Below are 16583 nucleotides of genomic sequence, written 5' to 3'. Positions count from 1 at the left end.
TGAGCGGCTTTTTGTTGTCTGTTTTTTAGAAAATCGGTTTCAACTTACTGCGCTGGCATATTGTCGATAATACGTTCGCGAATGAGCTTCAACGTGTTTTCTGTCGACACATAATCTACTTCAATTGGGAAGTAAGCGTCGTTAATCTGCAGTACCAGACTCGGGTAAGAGTTAACACCTAAACTCTTAGCAAGACTCAGTTGGTCTTGGAAAACACCTTCCAGCAAAGTACCATCCATATCGTTCTTAAACTGCTGAACGTTTAAGCCAATCTCTCTTGCAAGTTGCAGATGGGTTGCTTCTTCATGAGGCGGCATCGCACGTAAGTAGTAAGCGTGTTGAATCGCCTCTAGCATCTGCTCATAAGAATCTTGGAAGCCTGCAGCGATAACGGCACGGCAAGATTGGTAAGTGCTACGTACTGGTGTGCACAACGTCCAGAAATCGTAGTTAAACTTGGTACCAAGCTGACCTTCGATTTGCTTCCAAATTTGCTCAATTTTCTGCTGCATTTCCGGTGGCATAGGCAGATTAGTATCTGGCGCGAGCCCACCCACAACATACTCAAACTGAATCACACCCGGCAGTTGCTGCTTCAATTTTTCGATGGTTGGTTTGTAGCCCCAACACCAGCTGCACATAGGATCATGTACGTAGTAAAGCTTCAAGTTCATTCCACTAACCTAAAAAAGAAAAAGGAGCCAATGCGGCTCCTTTGTATTCTATCGCCAAATGTGAGTATTTACGAATTACTCAGCGTCACCTTCAACGCGTGCTGCCGCTTCTTTGATAAGAGGCTGAAGCTCACCTTTCTGGAACATTTCCAAAATGATGTCACAACCACCGATCAGTTCGCCTTCAACCCATAGTTGTGGGAATGTAGGCCATTGAGCGTATTTAGGTAGTTCAGCACGAATGTCTGGGTTTTGTAGGATGTCTACGTAAGCGAACTTCTCGCCACATGCCATTAGCGCTTGTGCTGCTTGAGAAGAGAAACCACAGCTAGGCAGTTTCGGTGATCCTTTCATGTACAGCAAGATTGTGTTTTCAGAGATCTGCTGTTTGATTTTATCGATAGTTTCCATCGCTTCCTCATTCATGGATGTGAACTTTAATTATTGCCACATTTTACTCAATAAACACAGAATAAAAACCATATAATTAGTAAGTCTTTATTGGTTTTATCTTAAAATATTTTCATATCGGGGTTTTAATAAAGTAAAAACTTGCTAAAATACTTTTCAAGTCAGTCGTAAAGACTACATATAAATAAAAACACTGGAAGCAATCGAAAGGTAACCCTTTCATATCTATGGAGAATTGAGCAATGGCATTTGAACTACCAGCTCTACCTTACGCGAAAGACGCACTAGAACCACACATCTCTGCAGAGACTCTAGATTTCCACCACGGTAAGCACCACAACACTTACGTTGTTAAGCTAAACGGTCTTATCCCTGGTACTGAGTTCGAAGGCAAAACACTAGAAGAGATCATCAAGACTTCAACTGGTGGCGTATTTAACAACGCAGCACAGATCTGGAACCACACGTTCTACTGGCACTGTCTAGCGCCAAACGCAGGCGGCGAACCAACAGGTGCAGTTGCTGACGCGATCAACGCAGCGTTCGGTTCTTTCGAAGAATTCAAAGCAAAATTCACTGATTCAGCAATCAACAACTTCGGTTCTTCATGGACTTGGCTAGTTAAGAAAGCTGACGGTTCTCTAGAGATCGTTAACACGTCTAACGCAGCGACTCCTCTAACAGAAGAAGGTACTACTCCACTTCTAACTGTTGACCTATGGGAACACGCTTACTACATCGATTACCGCAACGTACGTCCTGATTACATGAACGGCTTCTGGGCTCTTGTAAACTGGGACTTCGTAGCAGAGAACCTAGCAAAGTAATTTACTTCCCCCTAAGTTCAATTTAGTCATATTTAAAAGCTCGCACTATTGCGGGCTTTTTTATTGCTCCTAAAACCAGTTTATTCAATTAATCCCCTCTTTTTCCTAAAGTTCTTTCCGTTGTTGCCGTTAAAAGTGCATCAAGCGAGGAACATCATGCAAATCCATACTTTAGACAAAGCAGCAATCATCAACGAACTTCAGTTCGGTAATGGTATTAACCATGCCGTACACGAAGGTCGTCGCGCTGATTTCTCACTGATTCTGTCTATGTTCTCTAATGATGTTCGCGATGTGGTTCCGGTTGAAGAAGTCAAAGAAATACTCACGAGTGATGACATTCTTCGCCAACAGTTCGGGTTATCTCAACCTCAAGCACTTCGCTCTGATAGCAGCAGCTACGAACTTGCAGCTGAGCAAGCAAAACAGTTCCATGATGCAGGACTGCCCTCCGCAAAACTGAGCCACTACTTAAAACCAGATGCGCTGACTTACCTTCCTGAAGATACTTTCAATCTACCAGAAGAGGTTTACCACAACCTATCTGGTCATGAACGCCGTAGCTTGGGCGAGCGCAACAAGCAATTGATTCCTGAAGCTGGGTTGTACAATCAACTCGTGACGGCTCAACGTCAGTACCAAATTCAAACGCAAGCTTAGAGATCAGCTTTTTCTCCAACGGCTTACATTCTCGACACGTCAGAAATGTGACGCCTTACAAATTCCAAAACAATTGTTGTTGCTCGAAAGCGTTAGTTTGAAGCTTTTCACACTGAGCTCAAATAAATTCGTCCATGCTATTAGCACAAACCACTGATGTATTCTTCAACACAAGAAATTACAGTGAAGGTGCTATGGATATCAAAGAATCAATCATTCTCGTCACGTCTGCAGGCTCTGTCTTAGGCAGGACTTGCTCTAGCCACTTCGCCCACCTTGGCGCGACGTTGGTGCTCTGTGACCAGAACCCTAGTGCCTTAAAGGCAAGCTACGAACAAATCAGTGCCTTCTCCGACAAGGTCTATGCGATGAATGTGTGCAGTGACAACACCACATCCATTAATCTGTTGTTTGACCAAATCGAATCACAATTAGGGGCGACTCCAGACGTTATCGTAAATTGCTGGACGAGCTCACCAATGCCGAGCTTAATGGCACCAGAGCCAATGAGCACCTATATCGACCACCTTTCCTCGGCGGCACGATTCCTCTATACCTATGGCCAAGTAAGTGCAGAGCGCTTCCGCTCAAGAGAAAAGAAAGGCGTTATCGTCAACGTTATCTCACATGATAATCATGAAGATCTGACGGGCGTAGAAAGCATGGCGGCTTTGGTATCCGGTTTTACTCATAGCTGGGCAAAAGAACTGACACCATTCAATATTCGCGTGGGCGGTGTGATTCCTTCAGTTAATCACACCAGTGAAGACCTAGACGAAAGACACTGGGCACAGATCCAAGATGAGTTAGTTAGAAACACAGCCTACATTGTTGCTAATGAGTACTTCAGCGGCCGCGTGGTCACTACTGAAGTCTAAGCAAACCTTCCTCTCTAAATCCGCCACCTAACAGAGCTGTTGGTAATGTAAAGAACACAAAAAAGCCCCAGTCTCTCAACTGGGGCTTTGCTTTTTCCCGATTGTAGGTTTCGTGCTAGCGAAAACCTATCTCATAACTAACGTGTTACTTATGCGTTAGTTTTTTCTTTCTTTGCTTTCGCTGCTGGCTTAGCTACTTGGTCTGCTTTCTTCTTGATTACAGTAGTACCTTCGAAAGTTTCACCTTCAACGAATGCTTTACCGTAGTAAGAAGCCATTAGCACTTCTTTCAGCTCAGTGATTAGAGGGTAACGTGGGTTAGCACCTGTACACTGGTCATCGAACGCTTCAACAGCTAGCTCGTCTAGTTTCGCTACGAAGTCAGCTTCAGAAACACCTGCAGCTTGGATAGACATTGGGATGTCTAGGTCGCCTTTCAGCTCGTCCAACCATGCTAGTAGACGTTCAATCTTCTGAGCAGTACGGTCACCTTCTTGACTTAGGCCTAGGTGGTCAGCAACTTCAGCGTAACGACGACGTGCTTGTGGACGGTCGTATTGAGAGAACGCAGTTTGTTTAGTTGGGTTGTCGTTCGCGTTGTAACGTACAACGTTCGAGATTAGTAGTGCGTTCGCTAGACCGTGAGGTAGGTGGAACTCAGCACCAATCTTGTGCGCCATAGAGTGACAAACACCTAGGAATGCGTTAGCAAACGCGATACCAGCGATAGTTGCCGCGTTGTGTACTTTCTCACGAGCGATTGGGTCGTTTGCACCGTTCGCGTAGCTTGAAGGTAGGTACTCTTTAAGCATCTTAAGTGCTTGTAGAGCTTGACCGTCAGAGTACTCGTTCGCAAGAACAGATACGTAAGCTTCTAGAGCGTGAGTTACTGCATCGTAACCACCGAATGCTGTTAGAGACTTAGGCATGTTCATTACTAGGTTAGCATCAACGATAGCCATGTTTGGCGTGATTTCGTAGTCAGCTAGTGGGTACTTAGCACCTGTCTTGTCGTCTGTAACAACCGCGAATGGAGTAACTTCTGAACCAGTACCTGAAGTTGTAGTGATACATACAAGCTCAGCTTTCTTACCCATTTTAGGGAACTTGTAGATACGTTTACGGATGTCCATAAAGCGCATTGCTAGTTCAGCGAAGTGAGTTTCTGGGTGCTCGTACATTACCCACATGATCTTCGCAGCATCCATTGGTGAACCACCACCTAGAGCTAGGATTACGTCAGGTTGGAAGCTCTTCATTGCTTCTGCACCTTTCTCAACAACAGATAGTGTTGGATCCGCTTCTACGTCGAAGAATGTTTGAACTTCGATGCCTTGCTCTTTAAGAAGTTTAACTACTTCGTCAGCGTAACCGTTGTTGAATAGGAAACGGTCAGTTACTAGGAATGCGCGTTTCTTACCTTCTAGGTCGCTCATTGCGATTGGAAGGCTACCACGACGGAAGTAGATAGACTTAGGTAGTTTGTGCCACAACATGTTTTCAGCTCGCTTAGCTACAGTTTTCTTGTTGATAAGGTGCTTAGGACCTACGTTCTCAGAGATAGAGTTACCACCCCAAGAACCACAACCTAGAGTTAGAGAAGGTGCTACGTTGAAGTTGTAAAGGTCACCGATACCACCGTGAGTAGTCGGGATGTTTACAAGGATACGAGCAGTCTTCATCTTGTCACCGAAGTAACGGATGCGGTCTGCGTTAACGTCTTGGTTAGTGTAAAGACCAGATGTGTGACCGATACCACCGATTTCAACCATTGTTACCGCTTGAGCAACTGCGTCTTCGAAGTCGTCAGCACGGAATAGACCTAGAGTTGGAGATAGTTTCTCGTGAGCGAACTCATCATCGTAAGAAACTTTACCTAGACCTTCACCTACAAGTACTTTTGTATCAGCAGGAACTTTAACACCAGCCATTTCAGCGATTGCTGGAGCAGGTTGACCTACGATTTTCGCGTTTAGTGCGCCGTCGATAAGAAGTACTTTACGTACTTTATCAGCGTCAGCTTTAGATAGAACGTGAGCTTTGTGAGAAGCGAAACGCTCTTTCACTTCGTCGTATACTTCACCAACTACGATTGCAGCTTGCTCAGAAGCACATACTACGCCGTTATCGAAAGTCTTAGACATAAGGATAGAAGCAACAGCACGTTTGATGTCAGCTGTTTCATCGATAACTACAGGAACGTTACCTGCACCTACACCGATTGCTGGCTTACCAGAAGAGTAAGCTGCTTTAACCATGCCTGGACCACCAGTTGCAAGGATAAGAGCGATGCCGTCGTGCTTCATAAGAGCGTTAGAAAGCTCTACAGATGGTTGGTCGATCCAACCGATGATGTCTTTTGGAGCACCCGCTGCTACTGCTGCGTCTAGAACTAGTTTAGCTGCATCGTTAGTAGAGTTCTTCGCACGTGGGTGTGGCGAGAAGATGATGCCGTTACGAGTTTTTAGAGAAATTAGAGATTTGAAGATTGCAGTAGAAGTTGGGTTAGTCGTTGGAACGATACCACAGATGATACCTACAGGCTCTGCGATAGTCATCGTGCCTAGGTTGTCATCTTCTTCCAAGATGCCACATGTTTTTTCGTCTTTGTATTTGTTGTAGATGAATTCTGAAGCGAAGTGGTTTTTGATTACCTTATCTTCAACAATACCCATTCCAGATTCAGCAACTGCTTGTTGTGCTAGTGGAATACGAGCATGGTTAGCTGCAAGAGAAGCTGCGCGGAAGATTGCATCTACTTTCTCTTGAGAAAATGTTGCGAACTCTTCTTGTGCTGCTTTAACGCGTGCTACTAGAGCATCTAGTTCAGCTAAGTTAGTTACAGGCATGGTGGATCTCCTAAAATAATAAATATTAAAAACTTTTTAGTAAGGCTATTGTCTTTCGTTTCTACTGTTTATCAGCGACTTAACTAACAACCATCTTAGTAAATTGCTTTCAGGGCTGAGTATAATATTTCAGAGTGTGAAAAAAATTGACTTGGATCAGTTCTCACAACTGAAATACCCCCAAAGTAGTGGTTTACCACAACAAAACGACTTAAATCATTGATAAACAAATAAATTAAACTTCATTTTTAATTGAGCAAAAAAGAAGCAAACGAACTAAAAACTAAAAGAAACAACAATAATCTGTAAAAAAGTTTCATTTTTAGCCAACAAAATTACATGTGGACCCTAATTTTTGTGCTACTGAGAGTATATCGAATGCGTCATATCTCTCTACAAACCACCTTTCTTTTTGTGAAAAATGTGCGAATGTTAACGTTTGTGTAAAACAGTTCAGGTTGCCACCAATCTTCTACGTAACAATTCGTTTCCAGATTGCATACATTTTCTTCAATAATTAGTTTTTCTCACAAATACTAGGCCAAATACGTTAGTTTTTTTCATTTCTTCCGACCGCACTTTTGCCTTACATTACCGCCTAAAATTACCCCCTCTCTTTTTCACTATTGTGAACGTTTACGAGTAAGCAACATGCAGACTTTAGAGTTAGCTATTTTCCTACAGTTTTTCTTAGGTTTGGTCGCAGCAGTGAACCCTGTTGGTATCATGCCTGTGTTCGTATCACTGACCGGTCATATGACACCAGAAGAGAAAAGCAAAACCGCCACGACAGCCAATGTTGCGGTTGCGGTCATTTTGATCATTTCTCTTTTTGCTGGTCAGTTGTTGCTAGATATGTTCAGCATTTCTCTGGATTCTTTCCGTGTTGCTGGCGGCTTGCTACTTCTTAGTATCGCGTTCTCGATGATGAGCGGTAAGTTGGGTGAAGATAAGCAGAACAAACAAGAGAAATCAGAATACGTCAGCCGTGAACAAATCGGCGTAGTACCACTGGCGATGCCATTAATGGCAGGCCCTGGTGCCATCAGTTCAACCATTGTTTATGGTGCACGTTACCCAAGCGCACTTGATACCGTTGGTATTAGTGTCACCATCATGCTGTTCTGTTTCTGCTCTTGGTTGCTATTCCGTTCTGCGCCTTTGATCGTACGCTTTCTTGGTCAGACAGGTATCAACGTGATCACGCGTATTATGGGCCTGATCCTTGGCGCATTGGGTATTGAGTTCATTGCTAACGGCCTAAGAAACCTATTCCCTGGTTTAGCCTAACTTTCCCAACTTCTGGTATGATGTTGCAATCCGTTTCATTTTAACGCTGACAGTGCAACATCATGCCTCGCAAGTCTCTTAAGCATCATTTATACGTCATCATCTTCGGCACGCACACTCGTGCTGGGCGCATTTTCGATATCGCGCTGATTATTGCGATCATCACTTCTCTTGTGGTTCTCATTTTAGAGTCCTTACCATCTGTGATGACAGAATGGTCACGAGAACTGCGTTATATTGAATACACTTTTACTGCCCTATTCACAGTTGAGTACTTGTTAAGACTTTACTGTTCTCCTAAGCCTAAGTCTTATGCCACCAGCTTTTATGGTGTCGTCGATTTGTTGGCTATTTTGCCAACGTACCTGGCGATCTTTTTCCCTGGTGCATCGTTTATGGGTGTCGTGCGATTGCTGCGTGTCATGCGCATCTTCCGAATCCTAAAACTTGTACGCTACCTGCAAGATTCCAACATCTTGTTGCGCTCTCTGTTAATGGCGCGTCGTAAGATTCTTATCTTCTTTAGTACTGTAGGTATTCTGGTCACCATTTTTGGTGCGCTGATCTTCGTTATTGAAGGCCCACACAATGGCTTTACGAGTATTCCAAAAAGCATCTACTGGGCGATTGTGACGATCACTACCGTGGGCTACGGTGACATGGTGCCACAAACGCACCTCGGGAAAGCGATCGCGTCGTTAACCATGTTGCTTGGTTATTCGATACTGGCGGTTCCCACTGGCATTATTACCGCAGAATTGAGTAATGAGATGAATGCACATAAAGAACTGGTGAAATGCCCGAACTGTAACCGCTCCGGCCATGATTCTGATGCGATGCATTGTAAGCATTGTGGTAGTGAGTTAGCGGATCCTGATAATCGCGTCGTGAGTGCAGACGAAGAGGATTAAAATCGGGAATCGGGAATCGGGAATCGGGAATCGGGAATCGGCGATATTTTGTCTTTCTGGGGATAGATTCTGCAACGCGTTTTAGAATGTAGTTTCTTTCACTTGCCTTCCAACGTAGCGCTTCCGGTTATTGGAGCGCTGCATTCTGAACGCCCTTGTATTCTAACTCCACGATCAAAAAAACCGATGACTTCACATCGGCTTCTACATAACTTTTGGCCCACAAGAAACAAACATTTCCTGTGGGTAAGGCCGATTCTCGACTTAACAACCGTCAGTGAACACTTCCACCTTGTATTCATCACCCGGCTCCATTGCCGCGGTGTACTTCACGTAGCATTGCGTATCTTCAATCGCTTTGTTGTACGCGCTTTCGTCATCAGGATCAGCGTCAATATATTCAGATCGAGTCACTATCCAAGTATCAGGATTGCTTACTGATCCATGGTTATGCGCACCCCATACCCACTCTTTTGTAAGATCGTGATATCCAGACTCGATATCTAGGAAGTTTTCCATCCCTTCCCTTTGAACAGCCGGATAACCATATTGGACAGAACCGTAACCTTCAACACTGTAAGACTCTTCATGTTCCATTCCTTCTACAGCAGTTTTGCCAAAAGCCATCTCTGCAGCATTATGAACGGAGCCACCTAGTCCCTTAATGACAGCTTCTCTAGCATCATGTTGAAGATTTAAAAACTTAGGTGCGGCAACAACGGCTAGAATGCCGAGAATTACGATGACAACCACTAACTCTATGAGAGTAAAACCTTTTGTATTCTGTTTCATTACCGCACTCCAATTGATTAAATTCGCGGCAACGTTATGCAACAAAAGTCAGCTTACTGTCATTGAAATATCAAAAAAGCGCCCAGTTGGGCGCTTTCAAAATAGACATCTCAGAGTTGAGACAAATTAAGCCTTCTCAGCAAGAATGATGCGTAGAGTACGACGTAGTGGCTCTGCAGCACCCCAAAGAAGCTGATCACCGACAGTGAAAGCGTTTAGGAAGTCATCGCCCATTGCCATCTTACGTAGACGACCTACTGGAATAGAAAGCGTACCCGTTACTTTCGCTGGAGTGAGTTCTTGAGCCGTGATGTCACGATCGTTTGGAATCACTTTAACCCAATCGTTGTGCGTTGCGATGATTTCTTCAATCTCATCCATTGGTACATTTTGCTTCAGCTTGATAGTCAATGCTTGAGAGTGACAACGCATCGCACCGATACGTACGCATGTACCATCGATTGGCACTGGTGCATCTTGGAAACCAAGGATCTTGTTCGCTTCTACACCCGCTTTCCACTCTTCTTTACTCTGACCGTTGTCGCGTTTAACGTCGATCCAAGGAATCAAAGAGCCAGCTAGCGGCACACCAAACTTATCTGTTGGGAATGAAGAGCTGCGCATTGTGTCGGCAACTTTCTTGTCAATGTCTAGAATAGAGCTTGCTGGGTTAGCCAATTCAGAGCTTACAGAATCGTTGATCACACCCATCTGAGAAATCAGCTCACGCATGTTTTGTGCACCTGCGCCAGACGCCGCTTGGTACGTCATTGCACTTGTCCACTCAACCAAACCTTTCTCGAACAGGCCACCAAGGCCCATGAGCATCAAGCTAACGGTACAGTTACCACCAACAAAGGTGTTAGTGCCGCCGTGAATGCCTTGTTGAATTTGCGCTAGGTTTACAGGATCTAGAGTGATGATGGAGTCTTCTGCCATACGAAGTGTCGAAGCCGCATCGATCCAGTAACCTTTCCAACCAGCTTGACGAAGTGCTGGATAAACTTTCTCTGTGTAACCGCCACCTTGACACGTAATCACTGCATCAAGTTGTTTTAAACTGTCAATATCGAACGCATCTTGAAGTAGACCAGCTTCTTTACCTAGGTTTGGAGCTGGGATACCTATTTGAGACGTGCTGTAGAAAACTGGCTCGATCAAATCGAAGTCTTTCTCTTCGACCATGCGCTGCATCAGAACTGAACCGACCATGCCGCGCCAACCAACTAAACCTACTCTCATCGCATTAACTCTCCATGTATATTTTTGAAACTTTCTCCATAGTTCAATTTTCGCCACAAAATCTCAAGCCCTAATTTGCAAATAAACACAACTTTTTTAACGTTTGCCGCGAATTTTTATAATCCCAGTTATTTTCTTCTCTTTTCTTATTGATTAACCATCTAATTCCGCCCAGAAAACTGTGAACGTCACGCGATAAGGTCTTACCACTCAGTAAGAAAACAACAATTGCAGCACATATTTTTTACATCACAAAACATTTCAAACTATTAAAATTAAAGTTTTTTAGTTATTAATTTCACAAGCAAACGTTTATGCGGACGAAAGTCAAGATAAAGCACCAAATGTTCGAAATATAATTTTTGTTAATGTATGTTAGGCGCGATTAAAACAGGGAGCGGCCTTCCTCTATTGCTCCATGAACGACAGAGGCACATATGAAGCAAGTTACAACACGTCTTCCTAGTCTGATACAGGTATTTATCTCACTAGGTTTGTTTCTTCTTTTGGCATTTTCATTTACTGCCAAACTAGACCTTCCAATTCAGCTCGCGCTGTACATTGGCTGGTTCATTATCATGCTATTGGGCTTAAGACTCGGCCATCAATACAAAGACCTAGAAAAAGCAGCACTAAACGGTATTTCTAATGGTTTGGGCGCAGTGCTTATTCTTCTTGCTGTAGGTGCCTTAGTGGGTACTTGGATCTCAGGTGGTATCGTACCAACCATCATCTACTACGGTCTGAAAGCCATTCACCCTTCTATCTTCTTACTGGCGACCATGATCATTTGTTCTCTGACTGCATTGGCAACAGGTACATCTTGGGGTGCGGCAGGTACAGCAGGTATTGCGATGATGGGTATCGGTCAAGGTCTTGGTGTTCCAGCACCAATCACTGCGGGTGCGGTTCTATCGGGTTGTTACTTTGGTGACAAGATGTCTCCACTTTCAGATTCCGTGATCCTTGCTTCTTCTATGTCGAATGTAGAAGTGGTTGAGCACATCAAGGGCATGCTGCCTATCGCACTGATCAGCTACATCATCACTGGCATTATGTTTACCGCATTTGGCTTCCACTTCGCAGGTAAAGTGGATATGAGCCAAGTGGATTCTGTTATTCAGGCAATGGAACAACAATTTTTCATCACGCCTTATTCCTTTGTCCCAGTGATCATCGTATTGGCTCTATTGGCGATGCGCATGCCTTCTTTCCCTGTGATCAGCTTCGGTTCACTACTAGGTATTATCTGGGCAGTGATGATTCAGGATGTAGACTTCCTAACGGCATTTAATACCGCTTGGGCACCATTTGCGATTTCTTCAGGCGTGGACTTCATTGACTCGATTCTAAACCGTGGCGGCATGTCTTCTATGCTGGGCTCTGTTGCGGTGATCGTGTTTGGCCTAGGTTTTGGCGGCCTACTAGATAAGGTTGGCGTACTAGAAACGATTGCAAAACTGTTCGAGCGACGTGTACAGAGCGCAGGCTCACTGGCAACCAGCACGATTGGTACCGCCTTCATGGGTAACGTATTCGGTTCTGCGATGTACGTATCACTGATTCTTACTCCTAAGATCTGTGCGAAGAACTACGACCGCCTTGGCTACAAACGTAAGAACCTATCTCGTAACGCAGAGTTTGGTGGCACGCTGACATCCGGTATGGTGCCGTGGAGTGATAATGGTATCTACATGGCAAGCATCTTGGGTGTAGCAACATTGTCGTACGCGCCGTTCATGTGGCTGAGCTTCGTGTGTATCATCGTGACCATCTTCACTTCTTACATGGGCTGGTTTGTTGATAAATGCGAGCCGACGGCTCCAGCAACAGAAGAACAAACAGAAGCTGAACTAAAGCAACAAACAGCTTAAGGCTTCAGCTTTCTATAGCTAGAAACCTTCCATAAATTAAAAAAGGACCGATGATTCGGTCCTTTTTTGTGTCTGCTATTTCGTGTTATGCCTTCTAAATAATTACGCCGATTTAGTGCTGGCTCTTACCGCAGAGCGCTTACCCAAGGCATAACCAAGTACGAGAGGAGCAAAGAAGATCACTAGGATAAACAGAATAAAGTAGATGATGGTGCTCTTAACAAGCTCAATCAATTTGTCCATCGCCAGATTCACCACTTCTTGTGAAACATGGTCTAGGTCCTGAGCAAACTTCTCACGCTCACTTGTGATGATTTGAGCGATCTCTTGGCGCTCTCTCGCCACCATCAATTCCAAAGCCTGACGCTCATCACTCAACTGAGACAAACGCTCTTCCGTTTTTTGGTCAATGTCTTCCACTAGAGGCTGTAATTGAACGGCCATCTGCTCTGCCAAGTTACGCATGTATTCAGGGTTGTTGTCGATAAAGTCCTTCAACGACTCAGAAGTCACCTTCAAGCTGTTTAGCGCTGCGTTGACTTGTTCAATACTTGCTGAGCTGTTGAGTGCCAGCAACTGCGCTTTCCAAGTCATGATCTTAGGGGTTTGTTCTGAGACCAAACTTAAACGGTCGGATACATCACCGATTGCTTCAGGCATTGTACCAAGCGTGGTAACGGCTTCTTCCTCACTGATTTGGTTTGCTTGCAACCATGCTCGGTAAGCCGGCGTTCTGATCATGCTTAAGTCAGCAAAAGGATACTTCTCGACAAAATCTGCCACGAATACTTGAGTCTTTTCGTACACGTCTTTCTTCAATAGCGATTTCGCTAGCTTATCGACTTCTTTTGCCAAATGTTCAGACACTTTTTTTGCTTCGCCAGTCGCAAATAGGTCTTTGCCCGCCCCTTCACTGTAGAACTGGTTCATCTGGTGAGTGAACACCCACGTATCAATCAACGCAGCCATTGGTGAAACTTGGTAAGCGGCAGCTTGAAGTCCCTCTTCCGCATTGATTTTCCAGAGCAGAATATAGGATTGGTTTACCTTATCGCTCGGCTCATAGTTTTCTTGGAGCACATCGGCGGCTTGCTCGACTTGAGCAAAGAATTGCTGAGCATATTCACGCGTCATAATACGCATGTTCAGCTCTTGTTTGGTGAGCGGTACAGTTTGGCTGTCGATTTTCACCTCTAACAGAGAACACCCTGAAAGACTTAAAACCAAACAAGCCACCATCAATGAGGACAGTCGACGGATGGACATGAAATTACCTATGGTCAAAATGTGTAGAACAGGAACAGTGACGAACCAAGGCATCAGGTTCGCGAGCGTCCCTTAAATACCTTAATCTTTTCTATTTTAAGTCAGAGGAATATCAATCCGTTAGCACTTCTCGAATGTTTTCACTATTGAGAACTCTTTCAGCAAAAAGTGTCGTTTTCTGTAACGTATCTTCTAACTGATCCAATTTATCGTCTGAGACTTGCTCGCCTTGTTTGATTAAAGATTCGATATCCCCAGAGATATAGTGTAGAGGCATTGCACCTATACTGCCCGATACCCCTTTCAAACTGTGCGCAACACGTTGAGCGTGCTCCTTATCCTTCCCTTCTGCGATAAGACCTTTGAGCTTTTCGCTGTCTTCAGCGTGATCTTGGATGAACACTTCCAACAACATGCGTACTGACTCTTCATCACCAGACAATGAGTCGAGCATTTTCTCTATATCAATATAAGGCTCTTTGATACCTGAATCTTCGCTCTCGGTCGCCATGTTTTGATAAGGAGGCGTTGCATCACCATCCTCTTTAGGAAGAGGAGATTCTGTCTGAACCACAGATTCTGCTTTTTCAACCACCTCGTGTTTCTTTTCTGCCACATGCGCTTTTTCCAAAACAGGAGTAGATGGAACGACTGGCGTCTCTCCATTCTTATTTGGCGTTAACGATTCTTCCGTCACAAGCACTGTTTTAGAGAATAGAGCCCAAGAGATAAGCGCAAGTAAGGAACCACTTACTAACGCAAGAAAAGTGATGTAAAACGTCAGTTTTTGCTCAAGGGTACTAATCACTGAAGCGAGTTGATTTGGGAACTCGGGGTTAAGCAGTTGATTGGAGAGGTGACTGCCCTGCGCATGTGCGGCCAATACGCTTGAAGTTTGGGCTAATCGACGCTGAAATGAAGCTTGTTCTTTGGATTCAAGGTTTTGTGACTCAGTAAACAGAGAATCCAGTTCTTGGTATGTGTCAGCACTTGTTGCTGCGTCGCTGAACATGGCTTCCAGTACCAAAGCACCCAAACGGTAATACATGGTGCGAAGTTGCTCAGAATTGCTGGCAGACTCGCGACTGTTGTGTAACTGATCTGCGAGAGCAACTAGCTCACTGTCGCTCCCAATAAAGGTTCTAGCACCTTCAAGAAAGCGGTCTGTGGAATAAAGCAGCTGAGTTAAATCCGGGGAACCCCAACCGGCAGAGTGTTCGCTTTCAAGTTGTAAGCGAACAGCGTAAACAAGTTGGAGCTTAAGAGAGACTTGATCGACGTGTTGTGCACGATAAGGCAATTCGAAGTGGAAGATATTACGCACCTCGTCCACTTTGCTGCTGAGTTCATCAATGGTCGAAATAGTTCGGATAGTTTGTTGCGCTTGCAGCCAAATACCCACGGCAAATGCACACCACACAGCAAACAAAAGCCAGACAGCTCTTCTAATTCCCTCTTTGAATTGCAGCAATGCTTTTCCCTCGACTATTTCTTATTAATAACAAGCATATACCATGAAGCACGCGCTGACTGTGCGCACTTCACATAAAAAAAGAGAGCATAATGCTCTCTTATTATCAATTAGTTACGGCTTAACTGATCTTTTAGGTTTGGTGGCGTGCCTTTGATCGTTAGCGTGTCTGTCTCTGGATCGTAGAAAATACGCTCGCCAAGTAACAAGCTATCAAAGCTGATATTCAAACCGCCACCAGCGCCAACGTACTTAGTTAGCTTGCGTACGGTAGAACGGTCACCAGGGAAAGATTCTTCCAACTCGTAGCCTTGCTCTTTGGTAAAGTCCATAAAGCTTGTGCCATCTTGGCTTGGTGGCAACTCACCAGACAGTTCAGAAATTTGTACTTCGTCGCCTGATTTGATTTGCTCGTTACAGTAGTTGTAAACCTGCTTTTTGTACTCGTTCGCTTCTTGCTTCTCAAGCTTAGAATCCGCACAAAAGTCTTCTACCGCTTGCATTAGCACTTGGTTTTGCTGCTTAGTATCTAGACCAACATCCGCTTGTAGGAAATCGAGGAAAAAGTCTGCTACTTTGCGACCAACGCGACCTTTGATGTAAGAAAGGTAACGGTTTGACTCACGGTCTGTGTCGTAACTTGAAAGATCAATGCGCGCAGCAATGTCCATCTTAGTGATGTCTAGGTAATCCGTCGCATCAATATCCAAGCCTTCGGTCACTTTTAGACTTTGGTTCATTGGCAAGATACCAATAAACAAATAGTCAGTTGCTAAGCTTTGGTACTCAGCAAAGACTAAGATACCCTCATCAGCAAATGGGTACTTAATCAGCTCTTCTTTCAAGCGATTTGCACTAATTTGTGAGAAATCATAGAAATCTCTCTCCCCTTTGCGCATTTCTTGAAGCCAAAATTGAAATTCGCTGTCTGATTGGAAAGAGCCGAAACCTTTGCCTGCTTTCGAGTGGAATACGCGATGCAGTTCCGCGACAAGGTTTTCAGTAGAGGTATCGTTTTCTAACGACGCCGGGCGAAGTTTAACAACCAGTTCGTCCTGATCGTTTTTGCACAATTGATGCAGAATAACGTTTGAAAGATGAAGGCTCATAGTGATTTTATCTTGCTACAAGGTTTAAGTTGTTGGGCATTGTAGGTTATCATAAGCCGCTTTTACTATCATTATTAGAGTCTTTATGCCGATTACATCTAAATATACTGACGAACAAGTAGAGAAAATTCTTGCTGAAGTGGGTGCTGTACTTGATAAACACGCTGCCTCTCCTGAGTTGACGCTAATGATTGCGGGAAATATCGCAACCAATGTCTTAAATCAACAAGTTGCTGCTTCACAACGCAAAGTTATTGCTGAAAAATTTGCTCAGGCACTGATGTCTTCTCTTGAAGCGCCAAAAACACATTAATAACGGATAATAGAAC

15 protein-coding genes are annotated in these 16583 nt (G+C 44.3%); 7 read left to right on the top strand and 8 right to left on the bottom strand.

The window, feature by feature from the left end; all coding sequences use genetic code 11:
- Positions 1–44: 44 nt before the first annotated feature.
- Both ACLIIY_RS03640 and ACLIIY_RS03635 read right to left on the bottom strand, forming a co-directional pair.
- Positions 45–674, bottom strand: coding sequence for a DsbA family protein (locus ACLIIY_RS03640; protein WP_005439695.1), 630 nt, complete (start codon positions 672–674; stop codon positions 45–47).
- Positions 675–749: 75 nt separating this feature from the next.
- Entirely contained in the window at positions 750–1085 is a 336-nt protein-coding gene (locus ACLIIY_RS03635) for a Grx4 family monothiol glutaredoxin (RefSeq protein ID WP_009707292.1), read from the bottom strand.
- A 242-nt stretch (positions 1086–1327) separates the two neighbouring features.
- On the opposite strand from ACLIIY_RS03635, the gene sodB reads away from it, so the two are divergent.
- The 3 genes from sodB to ACLIIY_RS03620 all read left to right on the top strand — a co-directional run bounded on the left by sodB (position 1328) and on the right by ACLIIY_RS03620 (position 3450).
- Complete coding sequence (gene sodB / locus ACLIIY_RS03630) at positions 1328–1912, top strand: superoxide dismutase [Fe] (RefSeq protein ID WP_005439697.1); 585 nt, start codon at positions 1328–1330, stop codon at positions 1910–1912.
- 156 nt (positions 1913–2068) lie between these two features.
- Entirely contained in the window at positions 2069–2572 is a 504-nt protein-coding gene (locus ACLIIY_RS03625; RefSeq protein WP_434528126.1) for a VC2046/SO_2500 family protein, read from the top strand.
- Positions 2573–2706: 134 nt separating this feature from the next.
- Entirely contained in the window at positions 2707–3450 is a 744-nt protein-coding gene (locus ACLIIY_RS03620; RefSeq protein WP_434528125.1) for an SDR family oxidoreductase, read from the top strand.
- 149 nt (positions 3451–3599) lie between these two features.
- Here ACLIIY_RS03620 and adhE read toward each other — a convergent pair whose 3' ends face one another.
- Positions 3600–6299: a bifunctional acetaldehyde-CoA/alcohol dehydrogenase gene (adhE, locus tag ACLIIY_RS03615; protein WP_005439701.1), complete on the bottom strand. Its 2700-nt coding sequence runs from the start codon at positions 6297–6299 to the stop codon at positions 3600–3602.
- A 651-nt stretch (positions 6300–6950) separates the two neighbouring features.
- Here adhE and ACLIIY_RS03610 point away from each other — a divergent pair.
- The gene (locus ACLIIY_RS03610) at positions 6951–7589 is read left to right on the top strand and encodes a YchE family NAAT transporter (protein WP_005439704.1); all 639 of its coding nucleotides are present in this window, start codon (positions 6951–6953) and stop codon (positions 7587–7589) included.
- Between the two features lie 62 nt (positions 7590–7651).
- Positions 7652–8500, top strand: coding sequence for an ion transporter (locus ACLIIY_RS03605; protein WP_005439706.1), 849 nt, complete (start codon positions 7652–7654; stop codon positions 8498–8500).
- Between the two features lie 264 nt (positions 8501–8764).
- Here ACLIIY_RS03605 and ACLIIY_RS03600 read toward each other — a convergent pair whose 3' ends face one another.
- Both ACLIIY_RS03600 and asd read right to left on the bottom strand, forming a co-directional pair.
- Positions 8765–9292, bottom strand: a complete 528-nt coding sequence (locus tag ACLIIY_RS03600; RefSeq protein ID WP_054824460.1) for a type II secretion system protein — start codon at positions 9290–9292, stop codon at positions 8765–8767.
- 126 nt (positions 9293–9418) lie between these two features.
- Positions 9419–10534, bottom strand: coding sequence for an aspartate-semialdehyde dehydrogenase (asd, locus tag ACLIIY_RS03595; protein WP_009707295.1), 1116 nt, complete (start codon positions 10532–10534; stop codon positions 9419–9421).
- Positions 10535–10971: 437 nt separating this feature from the next.
- Here asd and nhaC point away from each other — a divergent pair, with 437 nt between their 5' ends.
- Positions 10972–12408 (top strand): Na+/H+ antiporter NhaC, encoded by a 1437-nt coding sequence (gene nhaC / locus ACLIIY_RS03590; protein ID WP_005439709.1) that lies wholly within the window; start codon positions 10972–10974, stop codon positions 12406–12408.
- Positions 12409–12510: 102 nt separating this feature from the next.
- On the opposite strand, the gene ACLIIY_RS03585 is transcribed toward nhaC, so the two are convergent.
- The 3 genes from ACLIIY_RS03585 to yejK form a co-directional block, all read right to left on the bottom strand.
- Positions 12511–13674: a hypothetical protein gene (locus ACLIIY_RS03585; RefSeq protein WP_005439710.1), complete on the bottom strand. Its 1164-nt coding sequence runs from the start codon at positions 13672–13674 to the stop codon at positions 12511–12513.
- 112 nt (positions 13675–13786) lie between these two features.
- Positions 13787–15145, bottom strand: a complete 1359-nt coding sequence (locus ACLIIY_RS03580) for an Hpt domain-containing protein (protein WP_180824864.1) — start codon at positions 15143–15145, stop codon at positions 13787–13789.
- Positions 15146–15255: 110 nt separating this feature from the next.
- Complete coding sequence (gene yejK / locus ACLIIY_RS03575) at positions 15256–16254, bottom strand: nucleoid-associated protein YejK (RefSeq protein ID WP_005432897.1); 999 nt, start codon at positions 16252–16254, stop codon at positions 15256–15258.
- An 85-nt stretch (positions 16255–16339) separates the two neighbouring features.
- On the opposite strand from yejK, the gene ACLIIY_RS03570 reads away from it, so the two are divergent.
- Positions 16340–16567 carry a YejL family protein gene (locus ACLIIY_RS03570; RefSeq protein WP_009707299.1) on the top strand — a complete coding sequence of 76 codons (228 nt, stop codon included), beginning with the start codon at positions 16340–16342 and terminating at the stop codon, positions 16565–16567.
- Positions 16568–16583 lie beyond the last annotated feature (16 nt).

It is taken from the genome of Vibrio sp. K4 (assembly GCF_051122595.1).
In the GTDB taxonomy this organism is placed as follows: Bacteria; Pseudomonadota; Gammaproteobacteria; order Enterobacterales; family Vibrionaceae; genus Vibrio; species Vibrio owensii.
The sequence above is the reverse complement of the archived record's forward strand: the minus strand, read 5'-3'. Positions and strand labels throughout refer to the sequence as shown.